Here is a 21924-nt window from a genome sequence, read left to right as displayed (position 1 = left end):
GGGGCGTTACAACCAGGGGGCGGCGGTCGGCCCGTGGTGCAGACCCAGCTTCCAGACCCGGCCAAAGTGCTTATAGTGACCGGCCGCGACACCGGCCTTCTCACCCATACCGTGGTAGAGATCGAGGTGGCCCTTCTTCACCGCGCCCCCCACATCCAGCGCAATCAGCAGCCGCAGCTGGTGCTTGCCGGTCCAGTTGCCCTCTTTGTCCAGCAGCGGTACTTCCGCGAGGATAGGGGTGCCCATGGGCAGCAGAGTCTTGTCGGCAGCCACCGCCGCCATCGGCAAGAGCGGAATGCCGGCGGCCCCCACCACGTCGTTGGTGGGACGGCGCTCGAAGAAGACATAGGAGGGGTTCTGCTCCACCAGCTCCTTCACGCTCTCTTCCGGCTGACGATTGGCCCACTCCTTGATGGCCTTCATGGACATCTGCTCCTTGGGCACTTCGCCACGGTCGATGAGCACCCGGCCAATGCTGACATAGCCGTGGCCGTTCTTGCCGCTGTAGCCGAGGTACTGCAACCGGTCGTCATCGCCGTAGTGAACGAAGCCGGAACCCTGCACGTCCATCAGGAAGTTGTCGATGAGGGATTTGCTGTAGCCCAGCTCCAGCCCCCGGTTGGCCAGCGCCCCCCGGTGGATCTCGGCCCGGCTCGGGCAGCGACCGCCGCAGTTGGGCATGGCATAGATGGGATACTTGTACTGGGCGTCCGGGCGATGGCGCACCTCCAGCACCGGCGAGTAGTAGCCGGTGAAGAGCACGTTGCCCATGCGGTCGGCACCGCCAAGCTGGGCCAGGCTGATACCGTACTGGGTGATATGGGCGGGATTGCCCCCATTGGCGACCCAGCGTGAGAGTTGACGGTAGAGCTCCCCATAGCGGCTCGCCATACGGCCGGAGCGTTCCATCACCATCCGGCTCTGGGGACCGAACTTGCTGTAATCGGCGCGGGCGCGGCTGTTGACCCGCTCCACCCGCACCAGATCCCCCGGCAGGGCACCATCCAGATACTGCTTGCCCAGATTCACAGGGATCTCGCAGTTCAGAAAACATCCGGATTCCGCCTTCTTCTGGGGCACCTTGACCGGTTCAGGGTTGCCCGCACAACCGGCCAGCCCCACCACGGCGGCGGCCAACCAGTACGCATGTCTATTCATATGTCCTCATATAACACCGAGTGTCTTGCACGGCGGGGAAGATGCCAAAATTGCCCGGGGAAAGCAAACGCCTTCACGCCCCTGACGACGGATTTCTCCTGCCGTGATCTTCTGGGTTATAACAAGGTGACAAGGTGTGAGAGGTCATGGATGGAACAGCTCGAAATCTTCCCACTCCAGAGCCCCTGTGTCGGGGTCTGCGAACTGAACAACAAGGGGTATTGCAAGGGATGCCTGCGAAGCCGCGAGGAGCGTTTCAACTGGCTTGCCATGACCCCTGCCCAGCAGCAGGAGGTGATGCGTCTGTGCCGCAGCCGCAAGGCCAGGGTCGAGGCCGCTCGCCGCAAGGCGCAGGCCGCAGAGGCGGCCGATCCGCCGCCCCCGCCGGGCTGGGATTTTTAAATCCCCCTTTGCCCCTCCCCTCAACAAGAAAGGCGGCCCCAGGGCCGCCTTGTCATGAAGGGTGTGTCACGCCGTGACGTCCTCAGGCAGTCGCCAGCTTGGCCTGCTCCTCGCCACGCTTGAGCATGGCGTAGGCCACCCCGGTCACCAGAGAACCGGCCGCGATCGCCAGGATGTACATCATCACATGGCTGATGGCGTTCGGGATGAAGAGCACGAACAGACCGCCGTGGGGTGCCACCAGCTCGCAGCCGAACAGCATGGAGAGCGCACCGGTCAGGGCGCCGCCCGCCATGCAGGCCGGGATGACGCGCATGGGGTCCTTGGCGGCAAACGGGATGGCCCCCTCGGAGATGAAGCACAGACCCAGCACGAAGGAGGCCTTGCCCGCTTCCTGCTCCGCCTTGATGAACTTTCTGCTGGCCAGGAAGGTCGCGATCCCCATCCCCAGTGCAGGCACCATGCCGGCGGCCATGACCGCTGCCATGGGGGCATAGGTCTTGGAGGCGAGCAGGCCGACACCGAAAGCATAAGCCGCCTTGTTGACCGGGCCACCCATGTCGAAGCACATCATGGCGCCGATGATGACACCCAGCAGCACCGCGTTGGCAGAGCCCATGTTGTTGAGGAACTCGGTCATGGCGTTCATGATGCCCGCCACCGGGCCACCCACCACGTAGATCATCACCAGACCGGTGAACAGGCTGGCAAAGAGCGGAATGATGAGGATGGGCTTGAGGGCTTCCAGGGTGACCGGCAGGCGCACCTTGTCGCTCAGGAACTTGGCGCTGTAACCGGCGAGGAAGCCGCCGACGATGCCGCCAAGGAAACCGGCGCCGAGCGAGCTTGCCAGCATACCGGCGATCATGCCGGGCGCCAGACCCGGACGGTCGGCGATGGAGTAGGCGATGTAGCCTGCCAGCACCGGGATCATCAAGGCGAAGGCGGAGCCGCCACCGATCTTCATCAGGGCCGCGGCCAGCGTCCCCTCTTCCTTGAACGCTTCAATGCCGAAGATGAAGGAGAGCGCGATGATAAGGCCCCCCGCCACCACCATGGGCAACATGAAGGAGACACCGGTCAGCAGGTGCTTGTAGGGGCCCGCCTTTTCCTCTTTCTTGACCGCAGCCGCGCCGCTGTGGCGATAGATCTTCGCCTCGGTCCAGGCCTTGTCGAGCTCGGCCCGGGTTTTCTTCAGGGCAGCCCCCGTGCTGGTGCGATAGACCGGCTTGCCGTCAAAGCGCGCCATGTCCACCTCGATGTCAGTGGCGAGGAACACCAGATCGGCGGCGGCAATCTCGTCCGCCGTCAAGGCATTCTGGGCACCGACCGAGCCCTGGGTTTCGACGCGGATCTGGTGACCCAGCTGCTTGGCCATGGTCTCCAGGGCCTCGGCCGACATGAAGGTGTGGGCCACCCCGGTCGGGCAGGCCGTCACCGCCACGATGCGCTTGGCACCGCTGGCCGGTTTGGCAACCACAGGCGCCGCCTCATGGCGATAGACGCTGGCACCGCTTCGCGCGGCTTCCAGCAGGGCTGCGGGATCCTGGAGCGCCAGATCCATGTCGCCCCGATAGAGCGACTTGCCGTCATAGGCGGCGAGATCCACCGGTGCGCTGGCAACGACCAGCACCAGGTCGGCGGCGGCAATCTGCTCTTTCGAGGGAACCAGACGGGGCTGCACGCTGGAGTCGACGTCGAGGGTGAGCTCCCAGCCAGCCAGTTTGGCCTGCTGTTCTATCCGTTTTGCAGCGAGAAAGCTGGTGGCAATGCCCGCCGGGCAAGCCGTAACCAGAATTGCTTTCATTGGGCATCTCCTGAGTTAGCCATCAAATGGGGTTGGGGTTGAGTCGGTGCCAGATCATCCAGACGCTGTACGCGCACCTGCTCGAGTAACGGTTTGAGCACATTGATATCGTTGAAGCCGACCGCGACCTGGCTCACCGCCAGTGCCGAGACGGCGGTGGCCAGACGCAGGGTCTGCTCCGGCGTCCAGTCTAGGCTCATGCCATGGACCAGGCCCGCCACCAGGGAGTCGCCGGCACCCACGGTGCTGACCACCTCCATGCGCGGCGGAATCGCCTGCCAGGTGGCATCCGGTGCAAACCAGATGAGGCCGTCGGCACCATTGGAGATCACCACGTTGGGGATCCCGCTTGCCTGCAGCGCGCGGGCGCACTCGGCCTGCTCGCTCAGGGTCTTCACGGGGCGACCGGCCCACTGGCTCAGCTCTTCCAGGTTGGGTTTGACCAGCGTCGGCGCCGCCTTGATCCCTTCGCTCAACGCCGCGCCGCTGCAATCGAAGATCACCTGCTTGCCCTTGGCCTTGAGCAGGCGAATGAGGCGCGCGCAGTAATCGGGGGCCACCCCTTTGGGCAGGCTGCCCGCCAGCACGAACCAGTCGGAGTGGGGAGCCAGTCGCTCCAGCGCCGCTTCCAGGGCGCTGACATCGCCCTCCTGCACGGCGAGTCCCGGCAGATTGAGATCGGTCACCCGGCCGGATTGTTCGGAGATCTTGACGTTGATCCGGGTGTCGCCCGCCACGCGCACGAAGTGATCGGCAAGGGCACGCTCCTCGAACAGGGAGACGAAGCTCTGCTGGTTGCCCTCGCCGAGCCAGCCGGTCAGGCCTACGTCACGGCCGAGATCTTTCAAGACCATGGCGACGTTGATCCCCTTGCCCGCGGCGCGCAAGTTGGCCTCGCTCACCAGATTGACCTCGCCAGGGTGCATGGCCTCCAGACGGGTGGTGAGATCGAGCGCGGGATTGAGGGTGATGGTGACGATGTCCATCAGTGCGCCCCCTCGCCCAAGCCGGCGGCAATGGCTTCACCAATGCCCTTGAGGGCTGCTTCGGCATCCGCTCCTTCGGCGCGAAACGCCAGACGATGACCGCACTTGACCCCAAGCCCGATCACCTTCATCAGGCTCTTGGCAGAGACGGCTTCACCGCTGCCATCGAGGTTGGCGACGCGGATGTCGGATTCATACTCTTTGGCCACCTTGACCAGCATGGCGCCCGGACGGGCGTGCAGACCGTGGGGGTTGATGATGGTGAAGGTCTCGGACAGCCCGCTCGCCGGACCCGCCTGCAACATGGCCAGACCGTCGCTGCCAGAAAGGGTGGCCAGCTGGCCGGCGGCGGCCAGCTTGGCCAGATTCTCGAGTTGCGGCAAATGGCCGCTATCAGCGGCACACAGCAGCAGCAGGGCGCTGACCGGCAATTCACCGACGTTCAGCGGGGTGCTCGGGGTGGCCCGCACCCAACCGGTCTGGGCCGCTTGCGCACGGGCCAGCCAGATGCCCTCCCCCAGGTGAACAGGCTGGCTGGCCAGGAGGGCGCTCACCATGGCGGCGTCTCCCCAGCCTGCGGATTTGGCGCGGGCCGCAGCCCCCAGCAGCAACTGGTCCTGGTCGTCGGCCGGGAAGTCCGCCAGGGTCAGGTATTGCACCTCTTTGGCGCCAGTCGCGCCAGTCAGGATATTGATGATGGTCTCTTCGTCGGTCGCCCCCTTGAGCTGGGCTGCGGCCTGCTCGTCACCCAGCACGTGGGTGAGCTGGCGCAAGATCCCCAGGTGCTCATCGGACTTGGCGGCGATGCCGATGGCGACGTAGGCAATCTGCCCCTCGTCCCACTCGATGCCGTGGGGGAACTGGGCCACCATGACGCCGGTGCTCTTCACCAGATGACGGGTGTCCGTGGTGCCGTGGGGAATGGCGATACCGCTGCCAAGATAGGTGGCGTGCTGCGCTTCCCGCGCCAGCATACCGTCCACGTAACCTGCTTCAACCAGACCGGCGTCGGTCAGTTTGCTTGCCAGCAGGGCGATGGCGTCCGCCTTGGTCGTCACCGATTGTCCCAGCAGGATTTGCTGTCGCGCCAACTTCAACATAGAGATTCTCCATCAGGTCCGGCTCCGCCTCGCGGCGTACCGGCTCAACTCAACTCGATTTTTGGGTAACTTGCCTGCTGACAATAGACGGTGATCTCTCGCTTTGGTGAGCCGGAACCCATTTCCAAGTGCAGATAATCATCCGTTACTGACAAGCTGAATCGTTTCACTTACACTCAGACTGAATCGTTTCAGCGCATTGTTCAAGATCCCGCAGAAAGTACGTTTCAATGATATGATCCCGCGCACACTTTTCGGCGCCCCAACCAGGAACCGGCGCGGGCCTTGCAACTCAAACAGAGCCAACATGATGAAACTGGATGAAATCGCCGCGCTGGCCGGTGTCTCTCGCACCACCGCCAGCTATGTGATCAATGGCAAGGCCGATCAATACCGCATCAGCCAGGCCACCCGCGACAAGGTGATGGCCGTGGTCCATGCCCACAACTATCAGCCGGACAGCCGCGCCGCTTCCCTGCGCGGCGGCCAGACCCGCACCCTCGGCTTCATCCTGCCCGACCTCGAAAACGCCAGTTACGCCAAGCTCGCCAAGCGCCTGGAGCAAGGGGCCCGCACCCAGGGATATCAGTTGCTCATCGTCTGCTCGGAGGACGATCCGGACACCGAAAAGGTGCTGGCCCGGATGCTGGTGAGCCGCCATGTGGACGCGCTGCTGGTGGCAAGCTGTCTCCCCCCGGCGGATCCCTTCTACCTGGAGCAGCAGTCTAGGGGCGTGCAGATCCTCGCCATCGACCGTGCCATGGCCACCGAGCATTTCGTCACCGTGGCGAGTGAAAACCAGAAGGCGAGCCTGGACCTCACCGCCTCCCTGCTCACCCCGGCAATCGAGCATATCGCCTTGATCACCGCGCTGCCGGAACTGACGATCAGCCAGGAGCGAAAAGCGGGCTTCGAGCAGGCCATTGCCAGTCACAGTGCAACCCGCCACCTGTGTGAAGGGGCCCACTTCTCGCGTACCGAAGGGTATCGCCTGATCAAGACGCTCCATCAGCAGCTCGGCCAACTGCCCGAGGCGCTGATCACCACCTCCTACATCCTGATGGAGGGGGTGCTCGACTACCTGCTGGAGCAGGAGGCCGACATGAGCCAGCTCGCCATGGCTACCTTCGGGGATGACCGCCTGCTCGATTTCCTCCCCTTTGGTATCAACTCCCTGCCCCAGCAGCACGACGCCCTGGCAAGCCAGGCCCTGACGCTGGCCCTCAAGGCGGTCAATGGTGACTACCAGAGCGGCTTGCACTATGTGAGCCGCACCCTCAAACGCCGCCGCTGACGCGAAACGGACGTGCCGAAGGCGACCACGGTCGCCTTTGCGTGTTTTTACGCCATCCATTCCAGACAACTGTCATCATTTATTTCCACACAAGCGCCTTTCACAGTAGAACCTTCGCTCACTCCCGCTTGTTTTCGATATTTTAATCGGCTAACGTGGCAACCCTGTTTTACAACCTGCGGCTGTTCGTAACGATGTCTCCACTCCGATATTGCTAGCCTCCGGCTTTTCCCCGGAGGCGTCTCCCGACACAGCCAACTGGCTCTCTCTTGTTTGCAACAGCGCCCCTCACTTTCGGATGGATGACATGAATACCAAGACCCTGGGTTGTACCCTGTTGATTGCCGGCACCACCATAGGCGCCGGCATGCTGGCCCTGCCGCTGGCCTCCTCGTCCCTGGGCGGCCCCGCCACCCTGATGCTGATGATCGGCCTCTGGGCCCTGATGGCCTTCACCGCCATGCTGCAGGTGGAAGCCAGCCTCAGCACCGGCAAGTGGTACCTGCACCAGCTGGCGGATCACCTGCTCGGCCCCTGGGGCAAGGGCATCGCCTCCTTCTGCATCCTGATGCTGTTCTACGCCCTGGCCTCCGCCTACATCAGCGGCGGCAGCAGCCTGCTGGCCCAGGCACTGGCCGATGCCGGCCTGCCCCTCGGCCAGGAGCAGGCGGCCTGGGTCTTTACCCTGCTGTTTGGCGGCATGGTGTGCGTCGGCACCAGGCAGGTGGATTACCTCAACCGCCTGATGTTCACCGTGAAGCTGGTGATCATGGTGGCGGTGCTGGCGCTGCTGCTGCCCCGCGCCCAGGGGCAGCACCTGCTCTCCATGCCCCTCGGGGAAGGCTTGCTGCTGGCGGGCCTGCCGGTCATCTTCACCTCCTTCGGCTTCCACGGCTCCATCCCGAGTGTCATGCTCTACCTCGGGGACAACCCCAGGCAGTTGCGCCGGGTCTTCGTGTGGGGCTCCGCCTTGCCGCTCGTGCTCTACGTACTATGGCAGGTCGCCATACTGGGGCTGCTGGGCCAGCAATCCCTGATCCAGACCGGCGGCGCCCTGGATAGCCTGCTGGCCAACGTCGGCGGCCTGGTGAGCTGGCCCGCCTTCAACCAGGCGATGCATCTGTTCGCGGATCTCGCGCTCGCCACCTCCTTCCTCGGGGTGACCCTGGGACTGTTCGACTTCATGGCCAAGGTGACCCGTCGCAAGGACAACTGGCAGGGCCGCACCCAGACCGGCCTCATCACCTTCGTGCCGCCCCTGCTGTTCGCCCTCTACTTCCCGCAAGGCTTCATCATGGCGCTCGGTTACGCTGCCATTGCGCTGGCGGTGCTGGCGGTGCTGCTGCCGGTGGCCCTGGTGTGGCAGAGCCGAAAGCAGGCCGAAGCAGACCACTACCGCGTCCCGGGTGGCGTGCTGGCCCTGGGTCTGGCCGGTGCCATGGGGGTACTCATCGTCGGGGTACAGGTCAGCGTCAGCATGGGGCTGCTGCCCGCCCTCTGATCTCCCCGTCCCGACAAACAGAAACGCCGCAAAGAGACACGCCCCGCCAACCCAGTTGGCGGGGCGTGTCATTGGCACGGGCTCACTTGGCCGACCCGCGCCCCTCCTCGAGAAGCCCATCCAACAATGAACATTTGAGTGCAACCATGTATAGATATGTACATGACTGCGCCCCTGCCCTACACTGCTTAGCAGACAACCCATGATCCCGTGCCCGTCTGGCACGCCAACCCGGGAGGCAACATGGCCGCCACCGCATCTCTCCCCCGGCAACAGCCCGCCGTCGATCCCAGCAAGGCCCTGCCCGTGGTGTTTCGCATCATGGACAAATGGCAGTGCAGCACGGATGAACAGCTCAGGCTGCTTGGCATTACCTCCCGCTCCACCCTGAACAAGTACAAGGAGGCCAGCGGCGGCATTCGGCTCAGCGCCGATCTCCAGGAGCGGATGAGCTATCTACTCAACATCCACAAGAGCCTGCGGCTGCTGTTCAGCCTGGATGAGAGCATCTATGGCTGGGTGCGCAAACCCAACAGCCACCCCTTCTTCGCCGGGCGCAGCGCCATGGAGGTCATGCAGGGTGGGCGGGTGGCCGATCTCTACGAAGTGGCCACCCGGCTGCACGCCTGGCGCGGGGAGATGGCCTGATGTCCTCCCCGCCCTTGCGCACCTTCCACAATGCCTGCGCCTATCGCATCATTCCGAGCCGCTTTCCCCCCATCTGCCTCTATGAAGACGTCGCTACCGCCGACGAGCTTGAGGCGGTCTGGGCCGTCGAGGCCCTGACCAACGACAGGCTGAGGGAAGAGGCGGGCGAGCTGATGCGGGTGCCCAGGGAAGACTGGCTGGTGGGGCTGCCCGGCGGCAGCTATGTGATGGCCGCCTTCACCCACCTCAATCCCGAGGGTGCCCGTTTCACCACGGGGGACTTTGGCGGCTACTATTGTGCCCCCTCCCTCGACACCGGCATCAAGGAGACGGTCTACCACAGGGAGCGGATCTTCGGGTACACCCGGGAGCCGGCCCAGAAGGTGCAGATGCGGGTGATCCAGGCGCAGTTCAGCGCCAGCCTCATCGACATCACGGGCCCGGCGTTTCTGCCAGGCCCCCTCTATCACGCCACCGATTACGGCCCCGCCCAGGCCTTCGCCCGGGAGCAGAAGGTCGCCGGGGCGGACGGCATCCACTACCGCTCGGTGCGCCACCCCGGTCACGACTGTCACGTGCTCTATCGCCCCCGTCTGGTCAGCCGGGTGGACCACGCCCGTCATCTGGAGTACCACTGGAGCGGCGAGGCCATCACTCATGTGCTGGAGATCCGCCTCTACGGTGAATAGCGTCTACCAGGACAAAAAAAGCCCCGCCAGATTGGCGGGGCTTTTTGTATCAACCGAACAGTGGGGAGCCTGGCTCCCTGGCCGCTTACTGGTTGTGGCTGGCGCGACGGGGACGACGGGCCTGGGCCGGTTTGGCGGCGCCGCCTTCCGGACGATGACCGCCCTGGGGCTTGGGCTTGCCACCGTTGCCGGAGCGGTTACCGCCGCCATTGCCACCGTTGGCAGAGCGACCGGCACCCTGACGCTGGCCCTGACCTTGCGGACGCGGCGCACGGCGCTGCTCGCTCGGATCGCGCGGCTCTTTGCGAAGCGGCGCGCCGATGCCACGGGCGATGTTGTCGAGGGTCTCGCGGGAGGCTTCAAAACCGGCCACCTGCTCGCACGGAATGTTCTGCTTGGTCAGACGCTCGATGGCCTTGATGAGCTTGCCTTCATCGGCCGCGACCAGGGAGATGGCGTGACCGGCGGCGCCGGCACGACCGGTACGGCCGATACGGTGCACGTAATCTTCCGCCACGTTCGGCAGCTCGAAGTTGACCACCTGTGGCAGTTTGTCGATGTCCAGACCACGGGCGGCGATGTCGGTCGCCACCAGCACCTTGACGCTGCCATCCTTGAAACCGGCCAGGGCACGGGTACGGGCACCCTGGCTCTTGTTGCCGTGGATGGCGGCGGCGCTGACGCCGTTCTTGTCGAGGGTCTCGGCAACGCGGTTGGCCATGTGCTTGGTACGAGTGAACACCAGCACCTGCTGCCAGTCGTTGCTGGTGACCAGATGGCTCAGCAGGGCAATCTTGTTGGCCTTGTCACAGGGGTGTACCAGCTGCTCGATGCGCTCGGCGGTGCTGTTGCGCGGGGTCACTTCGATCACCGCCGGGTTGTCCAGCAGACCGGTGGCCAGCTCGCGAATTTCGTCGGCGAAGGTGGCGGAGAACAGCAGGTTCTGGCGCTTCTTCGGCAGCAGGGCCAGAATACGGCGGATGTCGCGGATAAAGCCCATGTCGAGCATGCGATCCGCTTCGTCCAGTACCAGGATCTCCACTTCATCGAACTTGACGGCGTTCTGGTTGTAGAGATCCATCAGGCGGCCCGGGCAGGCCACCAGCACGTCCAGACCACGGCGGGTCGCCATCATCTGCGGGTTGATGCTCACGCCGCCAAATACCACGTGGCTGCGGATCGGCAGGTGTTTGCCGTAGTTGCGCACGCTCTCGCCCACCTGGGCGGCCAGCTCGCGGGTCGGGGTCAGCACCAGGGCACGGATGCGATTCGGGGAGACCTTGCGCTTGCTTTCAGTCAGACGCTGCAGCATCGGCAGGGTAAAACCTGCGGTCTTGCCGGTCCCGGTCTGGGCGGCGGCCATCAGATCACGGCCAGCCAGTACCGCCGGGATCGCTTGTTGCTGAATGGGAGACGGGGTGTCGTAGCCTTGCTCGGCAACGGCACGCAACAAGGGTTCGGCCAGACCGAGGGAAGTAAAACTCATAGTTACCTGCTAGGGATAGGGGCGCCAAAGATCGTGGTGGGGCTCCTCTGCTGAGCCGATGCCATCTCACAGGATCCGGGCCTATAGAGAAAACAACGATTTCCCCGGGGAGCAGAGCAAAGGGGAAAGAATAGAGGCGCAGTCTAACGGAGTTGGCGCACTTAGACGAGGAAAATGTGATGCACCTCCCAGCGCGGCTGGAAATAGCGACAAAGGCAGGACAAAATGGCCCGAATCGCCGTATGTATCAAAGCCCCTGCACAGCCTGCCGGGGACGGCGCGATACACGGAACAGGAGGTTTTGATTGAAACGGAAGTTCACCCCCACCGCCCGGCGCATGCTGGGCCTCGTCTTGCCCCTGCTCTTCGCCCCGCCCCTCGTCGCCAGGGAGACCCTGTCGGTGGCCTGGAGCCACTGGCCCCCCTTCAGCCAGATCGCTGCCGACGGCACCCTCGGCGGACTGGACGTGACCCTGACCCGCCAGATCCTGGGCAAGGCAGGCGTTGAGCCCGCCTTTCGCAACCTCCCCTGGGCCCGGGCCCTCTACCTCATGGAGCGCCAGCAGCTGGACGTGGCCATGGGCGCCCTGAAAACCCCCGAGCGGGAGCGGTTCGCCCGCTTCTCCGCCCCCTATCGGCGCGCCAGCTTCGTGCTGCTGAGCCAGCGCCCGCAGGCCGGGGAGCCCGACAGCTGGCAAGGGTTCACCGAGCTGGCAACCCTGTGCCAGGCCAAGGGGCTGCGACTTGGCAAGCTGCGGGGTACCCGCCCCCTGCCGATGAACGAGGAGTGCCCTGCCCTCGGGCAGGCGAGTGAATACAACAGCGATGACAGGCTGCTCACCCTCTTGCTGGCGCGCCGCCTCGACGGGGTCATCATGGAGTGGCAGTACGCCCGCTACCGGCTCGGCCAGCTCGGGGCGAGCGACGCCATCCAGTGTCAGGTGCTCTTGCACCAGCAGCCGGTGCGCCTGATGTTTGCCAAAAAGGCCGTGAACGATGAGGCGCTCGCCCGCATCGATGCCGCCATCGCCACCCTGCCCTCACCGGACCCCGCCTTTGCGCCGCCCCGCTGCCTCCAGGACGCAACCCGGCACCCATCGCTCTCGACGCCATCGGCCCCCTGACGCCGACGCCGGCAAAAAACCACGAAAAAGGCGACCCTGGGGTCGCCTTGTCGTTCCTGGTGATCACTCACCCTGCCTGCAGCATGATCAGCGCAGCTGCGGGGTCTGGGTGTGCACGCCCTGGTTCTGGGCGCGGTGGCGCAGCAGGTGATCCATCAGCACCAGGGCCAGCATGGCCTCGGCGATGGGCACGGCACGGATGCCGACGCAGGGGTCGTGACGTCCCTTGGTGATCATCTCGGTGGCCTCACCACTGGTGGTGATGGTCTTGCCCGGCACCGTGATGCTGGAGGTGGGCTTGAGGGCCATGCTCACCACGATCTCCTGACCCGACGAAATGCCCCCCAGGATGCCCCCCGCATGATTGCTGGCAAAGCCGGTCGGAGTCATCTCGTCCCGGTGCTCCGAGCCTTTTTGCTCCACCACCGCGAAGCCGTCACCGATCTCCACCCCTTTCACCGCGTTGATGCCCATCATGGCGTGGGCGATGTCGGCGTCGAGGCGGTCGAACACCGGCTCCCCCAGGCCCACCGGCACGTTGCGCGCCACGACGCACACCTTGGCCCCCACGCTGTTGCCCTCTTTCTTGAGGGCACGCATGTATTCATCGAGCACCTCCAGCTTGCCCGCATCGGGGAAGAAGAAGGGGTTCTGCTCGATCTGGCTCTCGTCGAACCCTTCCGCCTTGATGGGGCCGAGCTGGGAGAGAAAACCCACAATCTCGATGCCGTGCACCTGTTTCAGGTACTTCTTGGCGATGGCCCCCGCCGCGACCCGCATGGCGGTCTCGCGGGCAGAGGAGCGGCCGCCGCCACGGTAGTCACGCTGGCCGTACTTCTGGTGATAGGTGTAGTCGGCGTGGCCGGGTCGGAACAGATCCTTGATCTCGGAGTAGTCCTTGGAGCGCTGATCGGTGTTCTCGATGAGCAGCCCGATGGAGGTGCCGGTGGTCTTGCCCTCGAACACCCCGGAGAGGATCTTCACCTCGTCCGCCTCGCGGCGCTGGGTGGTGTAGCGGGAGGTGCCGGGCTTGCGCCTGTCCAGATCCCCCTGCAAATCGTCTTCGCTTATCTCCAGCCCCGGCGGGCAGCCGTCGACCACGGCGCCCAGCGCCAGACCGTGGCTCTCGCCGAAGGTGGTGACCCGAAAGAGTTGGCCGAAACTGTTCCCTGCCATGGATGCTCCTTGCTGCTTAGTTCTTGTAAATGGCGAAATGGGCCTGGTACTGCTCGAGCTCTGCGCGGGTCATCACAAAGACGCCGTGGCCGCCGTTCTCGAACTCGACCCAGGTGAAGGGCACCTCGGGGAACTGGGCTTCCAGGTGGATCATGCTGTTGCCCACCTCGACCACCAGCACGCCATCCTCTTTCAGGAAGTCGGCGGCATTGGCCAGCAGGCGCTTGGTGAGCTTGAGGCCGTCGGAGCCCGACGCCAGGGCCAGCTCCGGCTCGTGGCGAAACTCCTCCGGCAGATCTGACATGTCCTCGGAATCCACATAGGGCGGGTTGGAGACGATGAGATCGTACTTGTCACCGGCCGGCAGATCCCGGAACAGATCGGAGCGAATGGGGATGACCTGCTGCTCGAGGCCGTGATCGTTGATGTTGCGCTCCGCCACGTTGAGGGCATCGACGCTGATGTCGATGGCATCCACTTCCGCATGGGGGAATTCGTGGGCCATGATGATGGCGATGCAGCCGGAGCCGGTGCACAAGTCCATGATCCGGGTCGGTTCGTCTTTCAGGAAGGGGGCGAAGCGGTTGGCCACCATCTCGGCGATGGGGGAGCGCGGAATGAGCACCCGTTCGTCCACGTAGAATTCCCAGCCCGCATACCAGGCCTTGTTGGTCAGGTAGGGCGCCGGAATGCGCTCCTGCACGCGGCGGATGATGAGCTCGGCGATGCGGTGGCGCTCGCTGGTGGTCAGGCGGGAGTGGCGCATGCCCGGATCCACGTCCGGCGGCAGATGTAACGCGGGCAGCACCAGTTGCACGGCCTCATCCCAGGCGTTGTCGGTACCATGTCCGTAGAAGATCCCGGCGTCGTTGAAACGACTCATGGCCCAGCGCAACATGTCCTGGATGGTGTGCATTTCGGCAACCACCTCATCGATAAATATCTTGTCCAAATCCACCTCCAAGTCGAGTAATATCCGGCCCGAGAATTTTATACAGCGAGCAAGACGAGTACCTGATGAAAAAAACGCCCTCACTCACAGACGAGGAAAGCCTGCTGTTTCGTGATGCTGTCAAAGGTACCCGGAAAATTAAGCAAGATACCATAAGGGCCTCCTCAAGCCCGGTCAAGCAGAAACGCGAAGTGCGCGAGAGCCGCGAAAAGCTTGGGGTTGACCACTTTTTCAGCGACGAGTACCAGCCCCATCTCGAGGCGGACGGGCCGACCCGTTACGTGCGCGACGACGTGTCAAAATTCGAGCTGAAAAAGCTCAAGCGCGGCAGCTACCCGCCGGAGATCTATCTGGATCTGCACGGCATGAGCCAGCACCAGGCCAAGCAGGAGCTGGCGGCCCTGCTCACCCTGTGCCGAAAAGAGAACATCCACGTCGCCTCGGTGATGCACGGCATCGGCAAGCACATCCTCAAGCAGCGCATCCCGAGCTGGCTGGCTCAGCACCCCGCTGTGCGCGCCTTTCACCAGGCGCCGCGGGAGTGGGGTGGCGAGAGCGCCATCCTGGTGCTGCTGGACATCGAGGAGTGACCCCCTTCCCCGCCCCGCCTTGCCCCGGGCGAACGCCATAAAAAAACCACCGCCAGCTTGCGGTGGTTTTTTTTATGACGCCCCGCAGGGGTCAGCCGGCGGCTTCCATATGGCGCTTGAAGTTATCCAGGATGCTCTGCCACCCCGCCCGCTGCTGTTCGCCGCTGTGCAGGGACTCGGCATCGAACAGCTCCTCCACCCGGGTGCCCCCCTGCTCTGCCACGAACCGAACGCTCACCTCGCGGCCATCGTCCATGACGTAGCCGAGCACCGTCGGCGCAGTGACCTCGGTGAAGGTCCCCTCGAAATCAAACCCCGTGCTGCCATCCCGCGCCGCCATGTGGTGGCAAAAACGCCCGCCCACCCGCAGGTCCACCCGGCTTTGGGGGCAGTGCCACTGCGGGGAGGCGGCGTTCCACGCCATGATGCTGGCGGGGGTGTTCCAGCCCAGCCACACATCGGCAATCGGCCTGGCAACCCAGACGCTGACGCTTATCTTCATCTCTCTGCTCCTCTGGCTTTCCTGCACTTTTTGCACTGTGGCACTGTCATGCCACGCCGGGCGCATCGGGCTGCGCCAAAAAGTGGGCCACCAGGGCATTGGCATGACCGTGACCCATGGCGTGTTCGTCCTTGAGCCAGGCCACCAGGGCCATGTGTTTGCGCTCCTCCCGCCCTGCCAGCAGGGTCAGCCAGTGGACGATGGGCTGGCCGTATTTCTGCTCGATGGCGGGAAAATAGGAGGCAGGCCCCTTCACCTTCGGTTGTTCATCCATGATGGCTTCTCCTCGGGGTGAGTACAGGCTCAGGGTTTGGGGGCGAACTGCTCGAACACCTGCTGTCCGGTCAGGGTCGGGGTGTCGTTCTTGAGGGCATAGAAGTCGGGCTTCTCGTCGATGAAGATCTGCCCGGTGAGCTCGAACCCCTGCTCCTGAAACAGGCCGGCGGAGAGGATGTACTCGTCCGTCGGCAACAGATGGTAGAAAAGATGGGTGCCGCAGGTGGGGCAGAATCCGCGCTCCGCCCACTCCGACGAGCGGTAGGCCACCGGGGTCATCCCGGTGAACCGCACGCCCTTGCCCCCGTGCACCGCGAACATGGGCCCCCCTGACCAGCGCCGGCACATGGCGCAGTGACACAGGTTGACCTCCTTGTGATCGCCGCTCGACACGGTGATCCCGCCACACAGACAATGACCTTCCATGATGCCTCCTGAGAGTTGGGGCGACAGACCGGGCGAACGGGTGCTCGCCTCCTTGCCGCACCAGATGAAGTAGCACGGGATCCGGGGGGCGGCAACTGACCATTCCGGGGCCTCACCGCGGGGCTGAGGCTCCCGGAGCGGGAAAATCCCCCTCTTTATTCATCGTGTGAATGACCTAATACACCCCATGCACCGAATAAATAATGGTCAGGTTCCCTCCTGCAAGGCGATGCGATTCCCCTCGCAATCCCGACACTCCGCCACCCGGAGGCCCTCCCCGACCCGGGTGACGGGATAGAGACAGGCCCCGCCCGATGCCAGCGCCCGGGCCATGGCCCCCTCGATGTCAGGCACCCGCAGATAGATCCGGGTGCCATCCAGGCTCGGTACATAGCTCTCCCCCTTCGCCAGGGCGCCGGAGCAGCCCGCCGTGCCACCTTCCAGGGGAAAGAGCGCCATCTCGTTGCCATCGATCTGCACCCGCTCCAGCACCGTCTCGAAGACCCCCTCATAGAAGCGAATGGCTCTCTCCAGATCCTGTACCGGAATTTCAAAATGAATGGCGATGTTCATGGTCATCCTCCCTCGGTGTGAATCCGCACTCTATCAGTGCCAAAAGAGGCGCAACAAGCCAGCGCGGCGATCAACAAGGGAGGCGCGCGGCCTCCCCGGGGTGCTTGCGCTTGTACTGACTCTCAGGTCACCGGTGCCCAGGGATCCCCCTTGCCCGGCTCGTTGCCCTGGGTCCACCACTTGGCCTGATACACCACGCCCTTGTGGCTCACCTTGTTGCCGGCGGTGTAGACCTTGCCCGCGTCCCAGGCCGGTACCCCGTCCACCGGCGGCGTGCCGGGGTCGACCGGGGCCGGATCCAGCGTGGCCACCACCCGCACCTTGGGCCAGCTGGCGTGGGAGCCGTAGAAGTTGGTCACGCACTTCTCGTAATCCCCCGGCACCAGGGCCGAATAGGCGGTCTGGTACCCCACCAGATCGCACTCGAAGGAGTAGCCGCCGGGTCTGTCCGGGTAGTATTTCCAGTTGCCGTCCCAGTTGGTGTAGAGCACGTCGGTGGCGCCGTTGAGGTTGAGGCTGCCATAGGGGGTCTGCTGCCAGCAGGTGTTCTTCTCGTCCGCCAGCAGCGGGATCCCGTAGTGGGCCGCAAGCCCCTCCCAGTAGCGGATGCGGTTGACCGGCTGGCCCTTGTTCTTGTTCTGCTCGCCGCACTCGATGCCACCGTTGATGATGTTGATGGTGGTGCCAAAGCCGTAGCCGATGCCCGCCGCCAGCTCACGCTGGGAGGGCACCCAGGTCCGGTCGATGACATGCAGCATGGCGGGTTTGGGAGCCTGGGGCGTCAGGAAGAACCAGATGGCGGAGGCGAGGTTGAGCCAGGAGTCCGCCACCAGCCCGGGGTTGTTGAGGAGCACGGTGGCGTCGCCGTCGAACATGGCCTCGGAGAAGGCGCCGTAGTTGAAGTGATAGGAGAGCTGCTTGGCGCCGCGACCGAAATAGCCCTGACCGGTGCTGCAGGGCCAGCGCCGGTTCTGCCAGTCACTCTGGCCACACCCCGTGGTGTAGCCGGTCTGCCCCTCAGACCAACCCATCTCCCGCACGTGCACCAGGGCCTGTTGCCACTCCTCCAGCCCAAGGGGGTTGTCGGAGACATTCTCCTTGGCGATGTGGCCGCCGGTCTCCTGGGCAAAGTGGGCGAAGGCGGTGATGATGGACTTCTTGCAGATGGCGTCCGCATTGCGCCCGTCCGTGTAGTCGCCGCAGAAGGCGGGGAACTTGCCCACCGCCCGCAGGAAGCGCTCGTAGGTGTACTCCGGGGCGGCCATCTGGGTCAGGAACTCCCAGTCCGATTCGGTGAAGACCCGCTCGACCCGCTTGACGTTGTCCGGGTTGCCGGGGGCGCGTGCCACGATGGCCTCCACCACCGAATTGGGCCGGGTGGCCAGGGCGTGGGACCAGATCCCGTACATGGGGTTGGCGGTCTTGGCCTGGGCCGCACTGGCAAGATCCGCCGCCGCCATCACATAGCCGCCGCTGTTCTGGGGATCGGGCTGGATTGTCATGGCGCTCTGGCCGGGCAGTGCCCAGACGAGGGCAACCAGGCAGGCGGTACGCGTGAGCATGAACATGGGTAACCATCCTTGTCTTGAAAATGTCAGGGCGAGCATAGGCATCCTGACAACTAAATTCACGACAAGAATTAAGAATTTGGCGAAATTGTGAGCCATGCCTCCCTGCACTCAGATGGCGCTCGTTTGCAGGGGGATCCAGCCCCAGGTCTTGCGGCCGCAGCCATCCGACCTGTCCAGACGCTTGCTCAGATCCCCCCTGCGCGCACCGCCCGGATCAGCAGATTGCGCGGGGTCATGGGTTTGGGACAGAAGGTGCCCACCTCGACCCGGTAGCCCTGCTCCTCGAGGAAGAGGGCGCGATCGAGCAGCAGCCAGATTTCCAGGGGGCGGCGAAACAGGTGGCGCACCAGCTCCATGCGGGCGACATCGCCAAAACGGCGCTCCCCCTGTGCCAGCAAGGCGGCGTAGTCAAGCCCCGCGGGCAAGCCCATCCCCTTGCGTTCGGCGGCCCAGTGGCAGAAATCCTCGAAGCCCCCGGTCAGCAGGCTCTTTTGCAGGTTGGGCACCGGCAGGTACTCATCCACCCCGCGCACCTGGCGCTGCAGGCAGTCAAAGGCGAGGCGCCACACCACCTCCCGCTCCCGCAACCGGGCGATGCGGGCGCCGCCGGTCACCGTCTCCTGCAGCGGCAGCTTCAGGTCGCTCTTGCCAAGGCGCAGGGCACTGGCCCTGGCGGCCCGGGAGAGGGGCGCATAGCGCTCTCCCCTGATGAGGTGGTAGCAACACGGGGAGAGGGTCACCCCCTGGGCGCCCCCCTCGGCCACCCGCGTCAGCAGATGGGTGTGCAGATCGCCGCAGGCATGGAGCGCCATGGCGTGATGGTCCGGGGCGATGAGGGCCCCGGACTCGGCGGCAAAGGCATCCGCCTCCACGAACCGCATGTTGGCGCCGTCGCGCGCGGCGAGCCGCCGCCCCTCCTCGCAGAGCGCCCCCTGCCACTCCAGGCTCAGGATCTCGGCGCCACGGTGCAACGACACCAGGCGTCCCAGATGCCCCTTGCCGGCGCACCACTCCAGATAGGGACCTTGGTGGGGGGGCAGACAGCCGGTGAAGGCCTCTATCTGCCCCTGCTTGCGTCCCGGCATGTACATCGCCATGGCCCTGGCGCACTGGACGGGCTCGGGGGCGAAAGTGGCAAGCTCGCCGAGGGCCTGCAACTCGGCCCCCGCCGGGATCCAGGGGGCGAGCAGGGTGCAGAGCGCATCCATGTCCCCGTCGAGGTGCGCGATCTCGTCAAGGGTCAGGGCTGCCAGGCACTTCGCAAGGGCTGGCTCCTCGCGGGCAAAGGCGATCCCCAGGTGGTGATAGGGCTGGTATTGCCACCAGCGTCGCTCGGCGGTGAGCAAGCAGTCCAGTTGTCGAAAACGGTGGGCCAGCACGGTGAACCTGTCCTTTGGCGCAAAAAGGGAGGCTCATTCTAGCGATCTGCCGTCAAAAAGCACTCGCCTGTGCGCCTCTGGTAGCCTGACAAAAAGCAGGGATTTGTGCTATACTCCGCCCCCTCATTCGCGCAGCCCGCCACGGCGAGCCGCTTTACCCCTATAAACGGAACCCAATCATGACCATCAATGCCATCCTGCAAGCCCGTGCAAATGCCAAATGCGAGCTGTGTGGCGCAGAACATGCGCTGACTGCCTTCCCGGTGCCGCACTCCCCCGCCAGCGACGACGACCACAGCGTGGCCCTCTGCGCCACCTGCCGCGGCCAGCTGGAGCAGCCGGACACCACGGAGGTGAACCACTGGCGCTGCCTGGGTGACAGCATGTGGAGCCAGGTGCCGGCGGTGCAGGTGATGGCCTGGCGCCAGTTGAAGGCCCTCGTCGCCCGGGGCGAGCTCTGGGCCCAGGACATGCTGGACATGATGTACATGGAAGACGAGGTCAAGGCCTGGGCAGACGCCGGCGTGACCAGCGACGATGACGACAGCGTGCCGACCGTCGACTCCAATGGCGCCGTGCTGGTGGAAGGGGACTCCGTCACCCTGATCAAGGATCTGGACGTCAAGGGCGCGGGCTTCACCGCCAAGCGCGGCACCCTGGTCAAGGGCATTCGCCTGACCAACAACCCGCTGCACATCGAGGGCAAGGTCAACGGCATGCAGATCGTGCTGGTGGCCGCCTACCTGAAGAAGGCCTGATACCGACCCTTCAAGCCAGAAGCGCCCCCAGGGGCGCTTTTTTGTTGCCTCTGTTTCCTGCCGTTCGGGTGGCACTCGCGGGAAACTGGACTATCCTGCAAACCAGTTCCGCGGTATGCCCCTCCCCTGACTGTCAGTGCGCCAATGGAGAGGGCCTTCCCGGCACGCATGGAAAGACCCCGGGCACCCTGATCCCCATGGCGCCCACGAGACCAAGGAGCCGCCCCATGGCCAGCAAGAAAGAGATCAAGAAGAAGATCGCCGCCCGCCAGGCGAAAATCGCCAAGCACGAAGGCAAGATCAAGAAGCTGAAAAAAGCCCTGAAATAGGGGCTGACAACCATAAAACCGCCTGATGGCGGTTTTTCTATACATATCCTTGCCTATTGCATTTCCAGCCGCAGACCATGCTGCACCTGATTGCTCTCGCCTGGATCCTCTTCGGGGCCGGGAGAGACGCCGCTGGACGGCTCGTCAAAGAGGCTGGCATCATGCCAGCTTTGACGCCAAGGATCTGCTCATGAACCCGAATACCTGGATGCTGTTTGCGCTGGCCTATCTGCTGGCAACCCTGACTCCTGGCCCCAATGTGCTGCTGGTGGTCAAGAACGGTCTGCAACACGGCTGGCGCGCCGCCCTTGTCAGTATCCTCGGCAACCTGGGGTGCCAGGCCATCCTCATCGGTCTGGTCGCCATGGGGGTGGGGGCCCTGCTGCAAACCCTGCCTCCCCTCTTTGTCGCACTCAAGCTGGCGGGGGGTGGCTACCTGGTGTATCTGGGCTACAAGGCGCTGCGCGCGGCCAATACCGGTGGCCAAAGGCTCTCTCCCTCCACCGCGCGGGGACGCACCAGAACCACCCTCTCCTTGTTGCGAGAAGCCTTTCTGGTCTCCGCCAGCAACCCCAAGACCATCGTCTTCCTCTGCGCCCTGCTGCCCCAGTTCCTCGATCACCAGAGTCCGCTGACGCTGCAGTTCATCACCATGTACCTGACCATCTGCGCCATCGTCAGCCTGGTGCATCTGTGCTATGTCGCCCTGGCCAGGCGCGCCGGTCGCTACTTCAAGCCAGGTCGCGGCGAGCGCCTCGTTGGCCGCATCACCGGCGGGCTCTTCATCACCCTGGGCGGCGCCATCCTGCTCAGTGGTCGTCCCTGATCCCTGTGCCTCACCGCGGCTGACATTATCTGCACCATCGGCGCCGCTTGGGCGCCGCGGATCCCGGCTACCGGGGCTAGAGTTGTAGGCGTGTCTGTATATGAGCCTGCGGTGGAGAGCCATATGTATTCCTACACCCTCACCTTCCGGGAGGAGGCCGACAAGCTGACGGCCCCCGAACACGAGATCCGCTTGCAAAGCCCGGCACAGGCCGGTGATTTCATCATTCTCTCCGATGGCAGTCGCCATCAGGTGATGTTCGTCACCCACCGCGCCCACTACAGCAGCCTCTACCTCGACAAGGGGGTCCGCATCCCCCAGAGCTGACGCAGACATCGTCTTTCGCTCCCTCCTGCTATGGTGAGAGAGGG

At 64.3% G+C, this 21924-nt stretch carries 23 protein-coding genes; 10 read left to right on the top strand and 13 right to left on the bottom strand.

The annotated features are described in order from the left end of the window. Nucleotides 1–6: 6 nt before the first annotated feature. Nucleotides 7–1158 carry a murein transglycosylase A gene (mltA, locus tag AB5Y89_RS19175; protein WP_029314565.1) on the bottom strand — a complete coding sequence of 384 codons (1152 nt, stop codon included), beginning with the start codon at nucleotides 1156–1158 and terminating at the stop codon, nucleotides 7–9. A 150-nt stretch (nucleotides 1159–1308) separates the two neighbouring features. Here mltA and AB5Y89_RS19170 point away from each other — a divergent pair, with 150 nt between their 5' ends. Then, on the top strand, nucleotides 1309–1560 hold the full coding sequence (locus AB5Y89_RS19170; protein WP_039040754.1) for a DUF1289 domain-containing protein: 252 nt from the start codon (nucleotides 1309–1311) through the stop codon (nucleotides 1558–1560). Nucleotides 1561–1642: 82 nt separating this feature from the next. On the opposite strand, the gene fruA is transcribed toward AB5Y89_RS19170, so the two are convergent. The 3 genes from fruA to fruB are packed head-to-tail and all read right to left on the bottom strand — an operon-like array spanning nucleotide 1643 to nucleotide 5453. Next, a complete protein-coding gene (fruA, locus tag AB5Y89_RS19165) occupies nucleotides 1643–3367 on the bottom strand; it encodes a PTS fructose transporter subunit IIBC (RefSeq protein WP_368224291.1) in 1725 nt (574 codons plus the stop codon). Then, complete coding sequence (gene pfkB, locus AB5Y89_RS19160) at nucleotides 3364–4353, bottom strand: 1-phosphofructokinase (protein ID WP_041215117.1); 990 nt, start codon at nucleotides 4351–4353, stop codon at nucleotides 3364–3366. The genes fruA and pfkB overlap by 4 nt, the downstream gene beginning before the upstream one ends. Beyond that, the gene (gene fruB, locus AB5Y89_RS19155) at nucleotides 4353–5453 is read right to left on the bottom strand and encodes a fused PTS fructose transporter subunit IIA/HPr protein (protein ID WP_368224290.1); all 1101 of its coding nucleotides are present in this window, start codon (nucleotides 5451–5453) and stop codon (nucleotides 4353–4355) included. The genes pfkB and fruB overlap by 1 nt, the downstream gene beginning before the upstream one ends. A gap of 307 nt (nucleotides 5454–5760) precedes the next feature. Between fruB and cra the strand changes: the two genes are divergently transcribed. The 4 genes from cra to AB5Y89_RS19135 all read left to right on the top strand — a co-directional run bounded on the left by cra (nucleotide 5761) and on the right by AB5Y89_RS19135 (nucleotide 9585). Then, nucleotides 5761–6747, top strand: coding sequence for a catabolite repressor/activator (cra, locus tag AB5Y89_RS19150; protein WP_368224289.1), 987 nt, complete (start codon nucleotides 5761–5763; stop codon nucleotides 6745–6747). Nucleotides 6748–7054: 307 nt separating this feature from the next. Next, nucleotides 7055–8248: an aromatic amino acid transport family protein gene (locus AB5Y89_RS19145; protein ID WP_041211460.1), complete on the top strand. Its 1194-nt coding sequence runs from the start codon at nucleotides 7055–7057 to the stop codon at nucleotides 8246–8248. A gap of 243 nt (nucleotides 8249–8491) precedes the next feature. Further along, a complete protein-coding gene (locus tag AB5Y89_RS19140) occupies nucleotides 8492–8896 on the top strand; it encodes an antitoxin Xre-like helix-turn-helix domain-containing protein (protein WP_316287549.1) in 405 nt (134 codons plus the stop codon). Then, nucleotides 8896–9585: an RES family NAD+ phosphorylase gene (locus AB5Y89_RS19135; protein ID WP_042017126.1), complete on the top strand. Its 690-nt coding sequence runs from the start codon at nucleotides 8896–8898 to the stop codon at nucleotides 9583–9585. The genes AB5Y89_RS19140 and AB5Y89_RS19135 overlap by 1 nt, the downstream gene beginning before the upstream one ends. Before the next feature lie 85 nt (nucleotides 9586–9670). Here the strand turns inward: AB5Y89_RS19135 and AB5Y89_RS19130 are convergent, their stop codons facing one another. Beyond that, nucleotides 9671–11071, bottom strand: coding sequence for a DEAD/DEAH box helicase (locus tag AB5Y89_RS19130; protein WP_368224288.1), 1401 nt, complete (start codon nucleotides 11069–11071; stop codon nucleotides 9671–9673). Between the two features lie 338 nt (nucleotides 11072–11409). Between AB5Y89_RS19130 and AB5Y89_RS19125 the strand changes: the two genes are divergently transcribed. Continuing rightward, complete coding sequence (locus AB5Y89_RS19125) at nucleotides 11410–12195, top strand: substrate-binding periplasmic protein (protein ID WP_368224339.1); 786 nt, start codon at nucleotides 11410–11412, stop codon at nucleotides 12193–12195. Between the two features lie 87 nt (nucleotides 12196–12282). On the opposite strand, the gene aroC is transcribed toward AB5Y89_RS19125, so the two are convergent. Next, the gene (gene aroC / locus AB5Y89_RS19120) at nucleotides 12283–13371 is read right to left on the bottom strand and encodes a chorismate synthase (RefSeq protein WP_128314264.1); all 1089 of its coding nucleotides are present in this window, start codon (nucleotides 13369–13371) and stop codon (nucleotides 12283–12285) included. 16 nt (nucleotides 13372–13387) lie between these two features. Further along, nucleotides 13388–14323 (bottom strand): 50S ribosomal protein L3 N(5)-glutamine methyltransferase, encoded by a 936-nt coding sequence (gene prmB, locus AB5Y89_RS19115; RefSeq protein WP_041211581.1) that lies wholly within the window; start codon nucleotides 14321–14323, stop codon nucleotides 13388–13390. Between the two features lie 65 nt (nucleotides 14324–14388). Between prmB and smrB the strand changes: the two genes are divergently transcribed. Continuing rightward, a complete protein-coding gene (gene smrB / locus AB5Y89_RS19110; RefSeq protein WP_045524915.1) occupies nucleotides 14389–14913 on the top strand; it encodes an endonuclease SmrB in 525 nt (174 codons plus the stop codon). A 91-nt stretch (nucleotides 14914–15004) separates the two neighbouring features. Here smrB and AB5Y89_RS19105 read toward each other — a convergent pair whose 3' ends face one another. The 6 genes from AB5Y89_RS19105 to AB5Y89_RS19080 form a co-directional block, all read right to left on the bottom strand. Then, complete coding sequence (locus AB5Y89_RS19105) at nucleotides 15005–15415, bottom strand: SRPBCC domain-containing protein (protein ID WP_368224287.1); 411 nt, start codon at nucleotides 15413–15415, stop codon at nucleotides 15005–15007. 46 nt (nucleotides 15416–15461) lie between these two features. Further along, nucleotides 15462–15689, bottom strand: a complete 228-nt coding sequence (locus tag AB5Y89_RS19100; RefSeq protein ID WP_042863908.1) for a DUF4287 domain-containing protein — start codon at nucleotides 15687–15689, stop codon at nucleotides 15462–15464. Nucleotides 15690–15718: 29 nt separating this feature from the next. Beyond that, the gene (locus AB5Y89_RS19095; protein WP_330143615.1) at nucleotides 15719–16117 is read right to left on the bottom strand and encodes a GFA family protein; all 399 of its coding nucleotides are present in this window, start codon (nucleotides 16115–16117) and stop codon (nucleotides 15719–15721) included. A 207-nt stretch (nucleotides 16118–16324) separates the two neighbouring features. Beyond that, nucleotides 16325–16690, bottom strand: a complete 366-nt coding sequence (locus AB5Y89_RS19090) for a VOC family protein (RefSeq protein WP_319899883.1) — start codon at nucleotides 16688–16690, stop codon at nucleotides 16325–16327. Nucleotides 16691–16812: 122 nt separating this feature from the next. Beyond that, nucleotides 16813–18258 (bottom strand): chitinase, encoded by a 1446-nt coding sequence (locus tag AB5Y89_RS19085; protein WP_368224286.1) that lies wholly within the window; start codon nucleotides 18256–18258, stop codon nucleotides 16813–16815. A gap of 188 nt (nucleotides 18259–18446) precedes the next feature. Next, nucleotides 18447–19640, bottom strand: coding sequence for a methyltransferase (locus AB5Y89_RS19080; protein ID WP_368224285.1), 1194 nt, complete (start codon nucleotides 19638–19640; stop codon nucleotides 18447–18449). 179 nt (nucleotides 19641–19819) lie between these two features. On the opposite strand from AB5Y89_RS19080, the gene AB5Y89_RS19075 reads away from it, so the two are divergent. The 3 genes from AB5Y89_RS19075 (at nucleotide 19820) to AB5Y89_RS19065 (ending at nucleotide 21880) form a co-directional block, all read left to right on the top strand. Further along, nucleotides 19820–20398, top strand: a complete 579-nt coding sequence (locus AB5Y89_RS19075) for an alkylphosphonate utilization protein (protein WP_039040739.1) — start codon at nucleotides 19820–19822, stop codon at nucleotides 20396–20398. A 519-nt stretch (nucleotides 20399–20917) separates the two neighbouring features. Further along, a complete protein-coding gene (locus tag AB5Y89_RS19070) occupies nucleotides 20918–21553 on the top strand; it encodes a LysE family translocator (RefSeq protein WP_323956078.1) in 636 nt (211 codons plus the stop codon). A 123-nt stretch (nucleotides 21554–21676) separates the two neighbouring features. Then, nucleotides 21677–21880, top strand: coding sequence for a hypothetical protein (locus tag AB5Y89_RS19065; RefSeq protein ID WP_039040737.1), 204 nt, complete (start codon nucleotides 21677–21679; stop codon nucleotides 21878–21880). Nucleotides 21881–21924 lie beyond the last annotated feature (44 nt).

This window comes from Aeromonas sp. s4 (genome assembly GCF_040907855.1).
GTDB classification, from domain to species: Bacteria; Pseudomonadota; Gammaproteobacteria; order Enterobacterales; family Aeromonadaceae; genus Aeromonas; species Aeromonas caviae.
Note: the sequence above shows the minus strand (reverse complement) of the source record. Positions and strands in the feature narration are given on the sequence as shown.